Below are 12,874 nucleotides of genomic sequence, written 5' to 3'. Positions count from 1 at the left end.
GCGGAGGGCAAGGAGATCGCGGCCCGTCTCGCGGTCCGGATCGGGTCGGGCGTCATCACCGACGCCGTCGACCTGGAGGCCGGTGAGCAGGGCCCTGTCGCCACGCAGTCCGCGTTCGCCGCGTCGTTCACCACCAAGTCCCGTGTCTCCAGGGGGACCGCGGTCATCACGGTCAAGCCGAACTCGGCTCCGGTCGAGGCCGCTCCGGCGGCGGGCGCGGTCGAAACCCTCAGTGTGTCGTTCTCCGCGCAGGCCACCGGTACGAAGGTGCTGTCCCGCACGCCGCGCGAGTCGACGGGCCGTCCGGAGCTGACCGAGGCCGCGATCGTCGTCTCCGGCGGCCGTGGCGTCAACGGTGCGGAGAACTTCGCGGTCATCGAGGCCCTCGCCGATTCGCTCGGTGCGGCCGTCGGCGCCTCGCGTGCCGCGGTCGACGCCGGCTGGTACCCGCACTCCAGCCAGGTCGGACAGACCGGCAAGTCCGTCTCCCCGCAGCTGTACATCGCTTCCGGCATCTCCGGCGCGATCCAGCACCGCGCCGGCATGCAGACGTCCAAGACGATCGTCGCGATCAACAAGGACGCCGAGGCCCCGATCTTCGACCTCGTCGACTACGGCGTCGTCGGCGACCTCTTCCAGGTCGTCCCCCAGCTCACCGACGAGGTCAAGTCCCGCAAGGGCTGACCCGCCGTCCAGCTGCACCCCCCTTTCCTTCCGACGGTCCGGGGCCGCACGGTGTGAACTCACCACGCGGCTCCGGACCGTTTCCGATCACCATTGACGCAGATCCGACAGCCTTATAACTTCACTATGCGGATTGTTGATTCCGGGAAGTGGAAACGGCGTGATTGTGGAGGGTGTGGAAATGGGTCAGCAGGAGAAGGTGGCAACGAGCCTCGCCGGTGCGGTCAGCGAGGAGATCAGCGCCTCCCTCACCGCGGTCGACGCCGAGCTCGCCCACCGCTACCCGGGCGACCCGGGGACGCGCCAGCCGGTCCACACGGTCTACGTCCCCGGCGACACGTTCGCCCCCGGCACCATTCGCTCCTGGGGCGACCAGGCGCTGAAGGCCTTGGACGAGCATGCCCCCGACGCGGCCTCGTTCGCCGCCGTCCTCGGCATCCCTGACGAGCTCGCCGTACCCGTCCACGACCGGGTACGCGCCAAGCTGGAGCGCGAGCCCGTAGAAGACCTGCGCATCGATTTCGAGGACGGCTACGGCCCCCGCCCCGATGCCGAGGAGGACGAGGCCGCCGCCCGCGCTGCCCGGCTGGTCTCGGAGGCGTACGGGAACGGCACGGCGGCCCCGTACATGGGCATCCGGATGAAGTGCATGGAGGCCGCCGTACGCGACCGCGGTATCCGCACCACGGACGTCTTCCTCACCGGCCTGATGCAGGCGGGCGGCCTCCCCGACGGGCTTGTCCTCACCCTCCCCAAGGTGACGTACCCCGAGCAGGTCACCGCCTTCGTCCGGCTCCTCGAAGCGTTCGAGCAGGCGCACGGGCTGCCGACGGGCCGCCTCGGCTTCGAGATCCAGATCGAGACCAGCCAGTCCATCCTCGCCGCCGACGGCACCGCCGCCGTGGCTCGCATGATCGACGCCGCGCAGGGCCGCGCCACCGGCCTGCACTACGGCACCTTCGACTACAGCGCCTGCGTCGGCGTCAGCCCCGCCTACCAGTCCAGCGACCACCCGGCCGCCGACCACGCCAAGGCCGTCATGCAGGTCGCCGCCGCAGGCACCGGCGTACGGGTCTCCGACGGCTCCACCAACGTTCTCCCGGTCGGCCCGACCCACCAGGTCCACGAGGCCTGGCGGCTCCACTACGGCCTCACCCGCCGTGCCCTGGCCCGCGCCTACTACCAGGGCTGGGACATGCACCCGGGCCACCTGCCGACCCGTTATGCAGCCGTCTACGCCTTCTACCGCGAGGGCCTGGCGCAGGCCGCCGCCCGCCTCGCCGCGTATGTGGCCAAGGCCGGCGGTGACGTCATGGACGAACCCGCCACCGCCAAGGCGCTCAGCGCGTACCTCCTGCGTGGCATCGACTGCGGCGCGCTGGACACCGCCGAGGTCGCCCGCCTGACCGGGCTGACGCGCGCCGACCTGGACGCATTCGCGTCGCCGCGGCGGGGCGGGCTCACGGTGACCACGCCGTAACGGGTGCTCGCGCCGGCCGCCGTGTCATGGTGACCGTGGCGGTGCGGCGGCTCAGGCGGGCGGCAGTTCGCCCGAGCCGCGCTGGATGAGCGTCGTGGGGAGCTCGACGCGGGCCGGGGCGTGGTCCGCGCCGTCCAGACGGCGGAAGAGGTGCTCGGCGGCGGTGCGGCCGACGGCGGCGGCGTCCTGGGAGATGACGGTGATGCCGAGCAGGTCGGCCAGTTCGATGTCGTCGAAGCCGACCAGGGCGACCCGGCGTTCCTGCTCCGCGAGGACACGTACCGCCGTCACCGTCACCCGGTTGTTGCCCGCGAACAACGCGGTGACGGGCTCGGGGCCGGAGAGCATCTGCTCGGCGGCGGCCCGGACCCGGTCGGGGTCGGTCGGGCCGAGGGAGACCCACGAGTCCTCGACCGTTGTCCCGGCGTCCGCCATGGCCGCGTGGTAGCCGCGCAGTCGCTCGGTGGCAGTGTGGATGCGCGGCTGGTCGCCGATGAAGCCGATCCGGCGGTGGCCGTGCGCGATCAGATGCGCGACGCCCTCGCGGGCTCCGCCGAAGCTGTCGGACAGGACCATGTCGGCGTCGATACGGCCTGCCGGGCGGTCCACGAAGACGGTGGCGATGCCGGCCTTTATCTCCGGCTCCAGATAGCGGTGGTCGTCGCCGGCCGGAATCACGATGAGCCCGTCCACCCGGCGCGCACACAGGGCGAGTACGAGCTCCTGCTCGCGCTCCGGGTCCTCGGCGCTCGACCCGTTGATGAGCAGGGCGCCGTGTGCCCGGGCGACCTCCTCCACCGCGCGGCTCAGAGGTCCGTAGAACGGGTCGGCGAGATCCTCCAGGACCAGGCCGATGGAAGCGGTGCGGCCCTTGCGCAGAACGCGCGCGCTGTCGTTGCGGCGGAAGCCGAGCGCCTCGATGGCCTCCTGGACCCGGCGTTCGGTGTCGGGCGTGACACCCGGCTCGCTGTTGACCACACGGGAGACCGTCTTGAGGCCCACTCCGGCGCGGGCGGCCACATCCTTCATGGTCGGCCGGTTGCCGTAACGGGTCTCGGAGTGACGGGCGGTCTCGGCCACGGTGCGCTGTCCTGTCGTCGGGTGCGGGCGGTCCGGCGGGCCCGCGAGCGGTGCCGCGGAGGGGTCGGAGGCTGTGCCGTCGAGCATAGGCCCTGGACAACGTTGTCAGCTGAATGGAGACTGGGCAGACTGTGTACCGAAGCCGCAGGTCCTCGCCACCTACTCACGGAGCCGCACCCGATGTATACCGACCTCGTCGCCGCGCTGGACATCGGTGGCACCAAGATCGCCGGCGCGCTGGTGGACGGCAGCGGCGCGCTCCTTGTGCGGGCGCAGCGGCCGACGCCCGCCCGGGAGAGCGCCGAGACGGTGATGGGGGCCGTGACGGAGGTCCTGGCCCAGCTGTCAGGATCGCCGCTGTGGGAGCGGGCGACGGCCGTCGGTATCGGCAGCGCGGGCCCGGTGGACGCCTCGGCCGGTACGGTCAGCCCCGTCAATGTCCCCGGCTGGCGCGACTTCCCGCTGGTGGAACGGGTCGGTAAGGCGGTCGGCGGACTGTCCGTCGAACTGGTCGGCGACGGCGTCGCGATGACGGCGGCCGAGCACTGGCTGGGCGCGGCCCGCGGCTACGCCAACGCGCTGTGCATGGTCGTGTCGACCGGTGTGGGCGGCGGACTCGTCCTCGGCGGAAAACTGCACCCCGGCCCCACGGGTAACGCCGGACACATCGGCCACGTCAGCGTCGACCTGGACGGTGACCTGTGCCCGTGCGGTTCGCGCGGCTGCGTCGAGCGCATCGCCAGCGGACCGAACATCGCCCGCCGGGCGCTGGAGGCCGGCTGGCGGCCCGGACCGGACGGGGATGCCTCGGCCGCCGCCGTGGCCGCCGCCGCGCGCGCCGGGGACCAGGCCGCCATCGCCTCGTTCGAGCGCGCCGCTCAGGCGCTGGCCGCCGGAATCGCCGCCACCGCCACGCTCGTCGAGATCGACATCGCGGTGATCGGCGGGGGAGTGGCCGGAGCGGGCGACATCCTCTTCGCTCCGCTGCGCCGCGCCCTGAGTCAGTACGCCACGCTCTCCTTCGTCCAGCAGCTCACGGTGGCCCCGGCGGTGATGGGCACCGACGCAGGGTTGGTGGGCGCGGCGGCGGCGGTGCGGGTGGACTCGGGCGGGGTGGTGGCCGTTTAGGTCCTGCTGTCCGGCAGGGCGCGAAGCGCCGGACGGGCCCCGGGACCGGTGTCCTGGGGCCCGTCCGGCGATCGAAGGCGCGACATGGCCGCGACCGCGGTTCGCCGTCAGTTCTCCCGTCAGCAGGTGATCCGCAGGTCCGCCCAGTCCGCGTGGTCGGAATCGACACCGTCCCCGCCGTCGGTGACCACCAGACGTACCACCTGCGCACCGCTCACATCAGCGGAGAGCGGCTGCGCGGGCATCGCATTGGTCAGTACGCCGGTCGACGCCACCTTCGTACCGTCGGCCCAGACTTCGAAGGCGACCGTTCCCTTGGCGCCCTTCTCGTCGTCGACCCCGACCTGCGCCGTCACGGCGCTGCATGCCTCGCCGGTGTAGAACTCGACTGCGCTGTCGGCATGCACACCGAGGCCCTTGGCGAAGACCGCGCCGCCGATGGTGAGCGGATTCCCGTCACCCGCCTTGCTCTCGCCGTTGCTGGTGTCCTTCTCGACCGGGCCCCAGCCGTTGGCGGCGGAGAGCTGGGGCAGATCGCTCAGGTAGCCGGCGCCCGCAGGCGGCGCGACCACCACATGGGCCTGGAACGGGACCGTGGACCGCATCCGTGTCCCGGCGGGTGAGCGGTACTGGGCGGTGAGCGTCAGATCGTACGTACCGGTGGCTGTGCCCGCAGGGGCAGTCACCTGCCAGCGGGTGGTGAGGGCCCGGCCGGTCGGCAGAGCCGGCGATCCGGTCGGCGATGCCGCCTTCACCTGCCAGCCCGAGGGGCCGGTGAGCGCCGCGGAGACCTTCGTCGCGGGGGTACGGCCGAGGTCGGTCACCGTCGTCGTCAGTGCGGCCGTGCGCCCGGCCTCGACCAACGGGCTTCCGTTCAGGCCGAGTTCCACTGCAGGCGGATGCGCGGCCCACTTGCGGTCGGCGGCGATGCGCAGCAGTACGGTTCCGTGCGCCGGGACGGTCGCCGAAACGCTGCCCGCCGTGTTGTACGTCGTGTGCTCCCACAGGTCACGCATCGTGTACGCGGTGGCCTTCGGCAGCCCCGCCGCCTCGGCCGTCGTCGAGATGTGCTGTGCGCTGCCGGTCTCGTTGAACAGGGCCACGACGCGGCTGCCGTCCTGCATCTCCTTGGTGACGACCCAGCGTCCGCTGGTGGAGGAGAGCACGGTGCCCTGCTTGCCCAGCGGGTCCTGATCGACCGCGATGACCTCGTGGTTGGAGAGGATCTCGAAGGTCTCCGGGTCCGCCTTGCGCAGATCGGAACCGATGAGCAGCGGCGCCGCCATCACGGACCACATGGAGAAGTGGGTGCGGTACTCCGTGTCCGTCATGCCACCGTTGCCGACCTCCAGCATGTCGGGGTCGTTCCAGTGCCCCGGGCCCGCTGCGGCGGCGAGGGGCAGATTCTGCTTCGTGATCGACAGCATGCTGCCCCAGCTGTCGTTGATGTCGCCGGTCGTGCGCCAGAGGTTGCCGATTTCGCCGGCCCACTCCCAGGGCTTGTTCTCGCCCCATTCGCAGATGCTGTAGACGATGGGGCGGCCGGTCGCCGCCAGCGCGTCCCGCATCGTCGTATAGCGCTGTTTCGCATCGACGCCCTGGTTGTTGCAGTTGTCGTATTTGAGGTAGTCGATGCCCCAGTCCGCGAACTGCTGCGCATCGCTGTACTCATGGCCGAGCGCACCCGGAAGTCCCACGCTGTCGCAGGTCTTGGTGCCGGCGCTGGTGTAGATGCCGATTTTCAGGCCCTTGGAGTGGACATAGTCCGCGACGGACTTGATGCCCTTCGGGAAGCGCTGCGGATCGGCCTCCAGCTTTCCGTCCGCATTACGCTGCGGCTTTGCCCAGCAGTCGTCGAGATTGACGTACTGATAGCCCGCGTCCTTGAGGCCCTTCTCGACAAAGATGTCGGCGATGCCCTTGACCATCGCCTCGTTGAACTCGGCACGACAGTGGGTCGAGTTCCAATTGTTGAACCCCATCGGAGGGGTGAGCGCAAGGCCGTTGCCGGCCTGCGGAGCGGGCGCGGGGGCGGGCGAGTCCGCGACGGCGGGAACGGTCACCCCCGCGGCGCAGAGCAGCCCGGCCAGCAGCGCTCCGATGACTCCGCGGTGGCTGGTTCGGTTTGTACGGGTTGGAAGATGACGCATCATTACGTTCCTCCATACTCGTGCCGGATCGGATACGGCATGTGCACGCCAAGGCGTGCGATTACGTTAGAGCGTGTTGAAGTCTGTTGGAAGGGGAGCGGCATCGGTTGTTCGGCATCTCGTCAAAACCCTTGACTGCACCATCGCTTGGGAGTGAGATCCAATCGCACGTTCGGTTGTGTTGGGTTGCATCCCAAAGGAGTTGGGCATGACGCAGTCTGATTACGACAGGTCAGGTGTGCCGGGCAGCGTCGCAGGACATCGGATGTCCCGGCGGAGTCTGTTGCGTGGTGCGGCAGTCGGCGCGGGAGCCGTGACACTCCCCTCCTTGCTCACCGCCTGCGGGAGCGGCCCCGGCGGTGACGGCAAAACGATCACCATGGGCTCGAATTCGTCCGACCCCATTCCGAAGAAGGCCTTCGCCGACGCTTTCGCGGCGTACGAGGCGCAGTCGGGCGGGCGGAAGGTGAAGGTCAACACCGTCGACCACAACACCTTTCAGGAGAACATCAACCGGTATCTGCAGGGCAAGCCGGACGATGTCTTCATGTGGTTCGCCGGCTACCGGATGCAGTTCTTCGCCGAGAAAGGCCTGCTGCACGACATCAGTGACAACTGGCAGGACTACAAGGGCTTCTCGGCCGCGCTGAAAGACCAGTCCACCGGCGCGGACGGCAAGCAGTACCTCACCCCCTACTACTACTATCCGTGGGCCGTCTTCCACCGTAAGAGCCTGTTCGACGAGCGCGGCTATCAGGCACCGAAGACACTCGACGAGTACGTAGCGCTCGCCAAGCAGATGCAGAAGGACAAGCTGGACCCCATCGCCTTCTGCGACAAGGACGGCTGGCCCGCCATGGGCACCTTCGACTACATCAACATGCGCACCAACGGCTATGAGTTCCACAAGAGCCTGATGGCGGGTGAAGTCGCCTGGACCGACAAGCGCGTCAAGGAAGTCTTCGACACCTGGCGCCGGCTCCTCCCGTACTGCCAGCAGGGCGCCAACGGCCGCACCTGGCAGGAGGCCGCCACCAGCCTCCAGAAGAAAGAGGCCGGCATGGCCGTGTTCGGCCTGCCGCACCCGGGCGCACAGTTCCCCAAGGGCGAACAGGGCGACATCGACTTCTTCCCCTTCCCCGTCATCAATCCGGAGCACGGACAGGACGCGGTCGAGGCACCCATCGACGGGTTCCTGCTGGCGAAGAAGTCGAAGAACCTCAAGAACAAGAAGACCCTGGAGAGCGCCAAGGACCTGCTCAAGTGGCTGGCCACCGGCAAGGCCGAGGACATCTACCTGAAGAGCGACCCGAACAACATCGCGGTCAGCGACCAGGCGGACATCTCCACGTACTCACCGATCCAGAAGAAGGCCGTGGAACTGGTCTCCGGGGCGAAGCAGATCTCCCAGTTCCTGGACCGCGACACCCGGCCGGACTTCTCCTCCACGGTCATGATCCCGGCGATCCAGAAGTTCATCAGCAACCCGAACGACGTGGACGGCCTGGTCAACGACATCGAACGGCAGAAGAAGACCATCTTCGCCGCCGACTGACTCCGGACGACCCCGATGGAATCCGACTGAACCTGGAGTACCGACCGTGTCGTTCATCTCGGCGCGGCGCACCGGACGGCGGGTCTCGCGGCGGTTCACCGGCCGCGACCTCGCCGTACTCGGTGTGCTGCTCGGCATACCCGTCCTGCTGGACATCGCCATCGTGTGGGGACCGACCCTCGCCTCCGTCGTGCTCTCCTTCACCAGCTGGGACGGCATCGGTGACATCAAGTGGGTCGGTACGCAGAACTACGAGAATCTCTTCACCAACTACCCGCAGTTCTGGCCCGCCGCCCGGCACAATCTGCTCTGGCTCGCCTTCCTGGGCCTGGTCGCCGCACCGTTCGGGCTGCTGCTCGCCGTACTCATCGACAGGGGCGTTCGCTTCAGCCGCTTCTACCAGTCGACGCTGTACATGCCCGTCGTGCTGTCTCTCGCCGTGGTCGGTTTCATGGCCCAGCTGATTTTCTCCCGTGACCAGGGAGCCCTCAACGCGGTCATCGGGGACACGAAGTCGCCGACCGACTGGCTCGGCGATCCGAACCTCAACATCTGGATGGTCCTGCTGGCCGCGGCCTGGCGGCACACCGGCTACGTGATGATCCTCTACCTCGCCGGGCTCAAGGCCGTCGACCCCTCGCTGAAGGAGGCCGCGGCGATCGACGGTGCGGGCGAGGCCCAGACCTTCTTCCGCATCGTCTTCCCCACGCTGCGGCCGGTCAATGTCATCGTCGGCGTCATCACCGTCATCGAGTCCCTGCGCGCCTTCGACATCGTGTACGCCGTCAACCACGGCCGCAACGGACTCGAACTCCTCTCGGTGCTCGTCACCGACAACATCATCGGTGAGGCCAGCCGCATCGGATTCGGCTCCGCCATCGCTGTCGTCCTGCTGGCCGTCTCCCTGGGGTTCGTCGTGACGTACCTGGTCCAGGAGCTCCGAGGGGAGAAGAACCGTTGACCGTCCACATCGCCCCCGCCCGCCCCACCGCACCACCTGCGCCACCGGCCCCCGCCGTCCGGCGCCGGCTCCGCCCCGGGAGGATCGGCGTCCACGCCTTCCTGATGGCGGTCTCCCTCGCCTTCCTCGCCCCGCTGCTGCTCGCGGTGTACGCCTCGCTGCGGCCGTACGACGAGACCTCGGCACACGGCTACTTCTCGCTGCCGCGCCACCTCTCGCTGGACTACTACCGCCAGGCGTTCTCCGACTCCGGCATGACGAAGTACTTCGTCAACACGATGATCATCGCGGTTCCTGGGGTACTCGTCACCCTCTTCCTCGCCTCCTTCGTGGCCTTCGCGCTGGCCCGGCTGAAGATGCGCGGCGGACTCGTCCTGCTCATGCTTTTCACCGCCGGGAACCTGTTGCCGCAGCAGGTGATCGTCACGCCCCTGTACGTCGTCTTCAACCGCATCCCACTGCCCTACTGGATGTCCGACTCGATGACGATGTTCGACTCGTACTGGGCCGTCATCACCGTGCAGATCGGCTTCCAGCTGGGCTTCTGCGTCTTCGTCCTGGCCAACTTCATGCGCACCCTGCCGCAGGAGATCCTGGAGGCCGCGATCGTCGACGGCGCGGGCGTCTGGACCCGGTACTGGCGGATCACCCTGCCCCTGTGCCGCCCGGCCCTGGCCGCGCTCGGCACGCTCCAGTTCACCTGGATGTACAACGATTTCCTCTGGGCACTGGTCTTCATCTCCGACGGCGACAAGCTCCCCGTCACCTCGGCGCTGAACAATCTCAGGGGCCAGTTCTTCACGGACTACAACCTGCTCGCCGCAGGCTCGGTGATCGTCGCTCTGCCGACCCTCGTGGTCTTCCTGCTGCTCCAGCGCCACTTCATCGCGGGCCTCACCCTGGGCTCCAGCAAGGGGTAGCTGCCGACCTGCGAAAACAGCTTCACGAGCCAACTCCGATGAGTCTCTGTTGATGCTCTGACCGGGCGGAGGATGTGGTCTGATCCGAGGCGGTCGGCACGTCCGGCAGGGTGCATACCCCGCCACTACTGGGAGGCCGGGGAGAATCCGGGGAGATCTTTTGGGAATCGGCTGCGCGCCCTCGAACCAGGCATCCATCGCCGCCCTGCCGCGCCCGTCGGCCTCCGGCATGAAGTGCGCGTAGACCCTCAGCGTGATCGCGGGGTCGGCGCGGCCCAGCGACGGCCAGGACGTCAAGCAGGACGATCAATGCCGTGCCATCTGGGCATCGCGGCCGGCGAGCACACCGAACGCTCGCTGATTCTCGGCCTGGCCCTGGCACTCGCTGAAGACCGCCGCCGGGACATCGTCAAGAAGACGAAGCACGGTCCGGAAGCCGCGCGTAAGCGTGGCCGTGTCGGAGGTCGCAAGCCCGTCATGACGGAGGCGGCCCCACCTGGGAGGAACGACGGGCGACGCCGTCAAAACCCCGGTTCACGAAGAGGCAGAAGGCCGCAAGGAAGCCGCTGCTGAATGATGGCCGAGTTGGACGCGGCAGTTTAGCGAAGTGACTGGCGTGCCGCGAGGGCGGCACGGTCAGCCGCTTGGGATGAGATCTGTCGACTGTCCGACGATCCGACACGCGAAGAGCGAAAGCAGCTCTGGGAACACAAGCAGCGGATATTTGCGGGCGAAGCTCAGGCCCGGCGCCGCGCCGGCGGTGTCCGTTAGACGTCGGTCGATCTACGAGGAACGCCTCATCAAGCCGCCTCATACCGATGCGCCTGGCCGCCACGCCATTCGATCCAGTACGGGTCGTCAAGGAGATGCTCGGCGTCGTAGATCCCAGCCCGCCGGAGGAATTCGACGAGGTCACTGTCATCGTGGGCGAGTCCGGCGATCTCACCGTTGATGGTGACCGCCCGGCCGCCGGTGGCCGGCGCCGGGCGGTGCACGACTATCGGGGCGCTCACGTCTTCAGGGTGCGCCGGGCTGCAGCTCACAGCACTCCGAGCTCGGTGTCTGGCCGACAGTGAGCGCAGGCCCGGATGCCTTCGGCGAGCGCGGCGAGGGCCTGCTCGCGGCTGATGGCCCGGTGACGTTTCCCGATGGCGTAGCAGTGCCCGGCGTGCACCTCGATGGGGTGGGCGCCGAGGCCGATGCTGAGCTCCATCACCCAGTCCGGTGTCGGCGGCCGTCGCTCCTCGCCCTGCTGCCGCTCGGCTTCGCGGCGCTCCTCGTCGGCGATCCAGCGGTCGGTCTGGGCGAGCTGCTGCTCCTGCACTCTCCTGAGGAAGCGCAGCATGACCAGGCGCGACGGCTGGCTATCGGACATGAGTTCGATTCTAATTCCTGTGGAGTCTGCCGCGAGCTCCGCCCGTCCCCCTGCCACACCGGCCGTGCCCCCGCTGCGTCCCCCGTCGGCAGGGCCACTCACTGCGCGTTGCGGCGGCCATCGCTGATCGATAGCGGTCAGCAGGTCGGCGGGGTGGTCACTCAGGGCAGAGCGTGGCCCGCAGCGCGGCATTCAGCTGCTTCCCTTGCGCGTCCGTCAACGGCTGGGAGTCGTTCCCGAAGCGCTGCGCCGCGAGCCAATCAGCCTTGTCACCCCCGTCCAGAAGCGTGGCGCACTGGTTTCGCCCCGCGTCGATGGCCTTCTCCTCGTCCTCGACGAGGCGCGGGTCCACGGCCCGGATCGCGCGAAGGTAGACCTCGCGGCCGGTCCCCATCGGTTCGGGAGGAAGGCCTGCCGTCATCTCGGGGGCGGAATAGTCGGTGGTCGGCGTCGTCGCCTTCGGCGCGGGCTTCGTAACGTCCTTTTCCCCGGCCGAGCAGGCGGTGAGAGACAGCGCAGCAACAGCAGCGAGCAGGACGGCGACGGGTCTCACGATGGCACTCCATGTGTAGGTGTGCATGGTGTGACCCGTGAGGTACGCAGATAGTTGCGCAGGCCCCAAGTGGCCCTCGGCCCGTTGTCATGCCGGCCCGGACCGTGGGCTCATCACATTCGCGCCTATGACCGGGTGCAGCTACGAGACCGCCCCGCCCGGAACAGCGCCCGGACGGGGCGGACGCGCATCAGCTGTCGCGCTCTGGCTCCGGATGCGGCACGGCCTTCTTTCACGGCCATCTCCAGCTCGAACCGGGACGCCCCGGCCGCCTCCAGCGTGCGCGGTCACCGCGGCCTGGAACTTCGCCGCCGCCTCCCGCCACGGTGCCCATGCTTCCTCCGTGCAGGGTGCGGCGAGGGCCTTGCGTTGCTCTTCAGCAGCGGAACGTTCCAGCATGATCAGATCTTCAGGGATGTCGATTGCCACGGCCGGACCGTAAACGGCGGCACCGACAATCGAACGGATCTGCGCAGGTCAGGCCGCTGCGATGACATCGACTCAAATCGCCTGGCTGAACAATCTCAGGGGCCAGTTCTTCACGTACTACAACCTGCTCGCCGCAGGCTCGGTGATCGTCGCTCTGCCGACTCTCGTGGTCTTCCTGCTGCTCCACGCCACTTCATCGTGGGCCTCACCCTGGGCTCCAGCAAGGGGTGGCCCAGGTCTCAGTGGGCCCGGTCCGCCGACTGCTGCGGTACGACCACCAGGAACGCGTCCTGCTCCAGATCCATCACCACCTCGGCCGCCATGCCCTCGCAGCGACGGGCGGCGGCGAATTCCTCCGCGGGCCGGCTGCCTCGCGGTCCTCCTGCGGGAAACCGCTCAAGTACTGTGCGACACACGGTGTACCCCCTGGTCGTCGGTCCGGCCTGTCCGCTCCAACGACCTTCCGCCGTCCCCGTTACGGCTGCGCGGACGGCCGGACTCGCGCAGGGGGACGCCGTCCACGGGCATCCGATGATTCCTTTCCGGTAACAGCATCGCC

Annotated in this window: 12 protein-coding genes and 1 pseudogene; 7 read left to right on the top strand and 6 right to left on the bottom strand. The window is 68.6% G+C overall.

The window, feature by feature from the left end:
- Together ACZ7IB_RS38560 and ACZ7IB_RS38555 are read left to right on the top strand one after the other, a co-directional pair.
- Nucleotides 1-684, top strand: a 684-nt coding sequence (locus ACZ7IB_RS38560) for an electron transfer flavoprotein subunit alpha/FixB family protein (protein WP_470919154.1), incomplete at its 5' end; no start/stop codon positions are given.
- Between the two features lie 181 nt (nucleotides 685-865).
- Nucleotides 866-2,164 carry a DUF6986 family protein gene (locus ACZ7IB_RS38555; RefSeq protein WP_470919152.1) on the top strand — a complete coding sequence of 433 codons (1,299 nt, stop codon included), beginning with the start codon at nucleotides 866-868 and terminating at the stop codon, nucleotides 2,162-2,164.
- A 51-nt stretch (nucleotides 2,165-2,215) separates the two neighbouring features.
- On the opposite strand, the gene ACZ7IB_RS38550 is transcribed toward ACZ7IB_RS38555, so the two are convergent.
- Entirely contained in the window at nucleotides 2,216-3,244 is a 1,029-nt protein-coding gene (locus ACZ7IB_RS38550; protein WP_470919160.1) for a LacI family DNA-binding transcriptional regulator, read from the bottom strand.
- Between the two features lie 180 nt (nucleotides 3,245-3,424).
- Here ACZ7IB_RS38550 and ACZ7IB_RS38545 point away from each other — a divergent pair, with 180 nt between their 5' ends.
- Nucleotides 3,425-4,372, top strand: coding sequence for an ROK family protein (locus ACZ7IB_RS38545; protein WP_470919151.1), 948 nt, complete (start codon nucleotides 3,425-3,427; stop codon nucleotides 4,370-4,372).
- A 119-nt stretch (nucleotides 4,373-4,491) separates the two neighbouring features.
- Here the strand turns inward: ACZ7IB_RS38545 and ACZ7IB_RS38540 are convergent, their stop codons facing one another.
- Nucleotides 4,492-6,522, bottom strand: a complete 2,031-nt coding sequence (locus ACZ7IB_RS38540) for an NPCBM/NEW2 domain-containing protein (protein WP_470919150.1) — start codon at nucleotides 6,520-6,522, stop codon at nucleotides 4,492-4,494.
- A gap of 265 nt (nucleotides 6,523-6,787) precedes the next feature.
- Here ACZ7IB_RS38540 and ACZ7IB_RS38535 point away from each other — a divergent pair, with 265 nt between their 5' ends.
- The 3 genes from ACZ7IB_RS38535 to ACZ7IB_RS38525 are packed head-to-tail and all read left to right on the top strand — an operon-like array spanning nucleotide 6,788 to nucleotide 9,958.
- A complete protein-coding gene (locus tag ACZ7IB_RS38535; RefSeq protein ID WP_470919159.1) occupies nucleotides 6,788-8,077 on the top strand; it encodes an ABC transporter substrate-binding protein in 1,290 nt (429 codons plus the stop codon).
- A 46-nt stretch (nucleotides 8,078-8,123) separates the two neighbouring features.
- Nucleotides 8,124-9,038: a carbohydrate ABC transporter permease gene (locus tag ACZ7IB_RS38530; RefSeq protein WP_470919149.1), complete on the top strand. Its 915-nt coding sequence runs from the start codon at nucleotides 8,124-8,126 to the stop codon at nucleotides 9,036-9,038.
- 8 nt (nucleotides 9,039-9,046) lie between these two features.
- Nucleotides 9,047-9,958 carry a carbohydrate ABC transporter permease gene (locus tag ACZ7IB_RS38525; RefSeq protein WP_470919157.1) on the top strand — a complete coding sequence of 304 codons (912 nt, stop codon included), beginning with the start codon at nucleotides 9,047-9,049 and terminating at the stop codon, nucleotides 9,956-9,958.
- Between the two features lie 800 nt (nucleotides 9,959-10,758).
- On the opposite strand, the gene ACZ7IB_RS38520 is transcribed toward ACZ7IB_RS38525, so the two are convergent.
- The 3 genes from ACZ7IB_RS38520 to ACZ7IB_RS38510 all read right to left on the bottom strand — a co-directional run bounded on the left by ACZ7IB_RS38520 (nucleotide 10,759) and on the right by ACZ7IB_RS38510 (nucleotide 11,886).
- Entirely contained in the window at nucleotides 10,759-10,971 is a 213-nt protein-coding gene (locus ACZ7IB_RS38520) for a hypothetical protein (protein ID WP_470919148.1), read from the bottom strand.
- Nucleotides 10,972-10,997: 26 nt separating this feature from the next.
- Nucleotides 10,998-11,333 carry a DUF6233 domain-containing protein gene (locus ACZ7IB_RS38515; RefSeq protein ID WP_470919146.1) on the bottom strand — a complete coding sequence of 112 codons (336 nt, stop codon included), beginning with the start codon at nucleotides 11,331-11,333 and terminating at the stop codon, nucleotides 10,998-11,000.
- Nucleotides 11,334-11,490: 157 nt separating this feature from the next.
- On the bottom strand, nucleotides 11,491-11,886 hold the full coding sequence (locus ACZ7IB_RS38510) for a hypothetical protein (protein WP_470919145.1): 396 nt from the start codon (nucleotides 11,884-11,886) through the stop codon (nucleotides 11,491-11,493).
- Between the two features lie 514 nt (nucleotides 11,887-12,400).
- Here ACZ7IB_RS38510 and ACZ7IB_RS38505 point away from each other — a divergent pair.
- Nucleotides 12,401-12,543 (top strand): annotated as a pseudogene (locus tag ACZ7IB_RS38505) (carbohydrate ABC transporter permease); the annotation flags it as partial.
- Between the two features lie 11 nt (nucleotides 12,544-12,554).
- Here ACZ7IB_RS38505 and ACZ7IB_RS38500 read toward each other — a convergent pair.
- The gene (locus tag ACZ7IB_RS38500) at nucleotides 12,555-12,731 is read right to left on the bottom strand and encodes a hypothetical protein (protein WP_470919144.1); all 177 of its coding nucleotides are present in this window, start codon (nucleotides 12,729-12,731) and stop codon (nucleotides 12,555-12,557) included.
- Nucleotides 12,732-12,874 lie beyond the last annotated feature (143 nt).

This window comes from Streptomyces sp. NPDC037301 (assembly GCF_055602785.1).
Note: the sequence above shows the minus strand (reverse complement) of the source record. Positions and strands in the feature narration are given on the sequence as shown.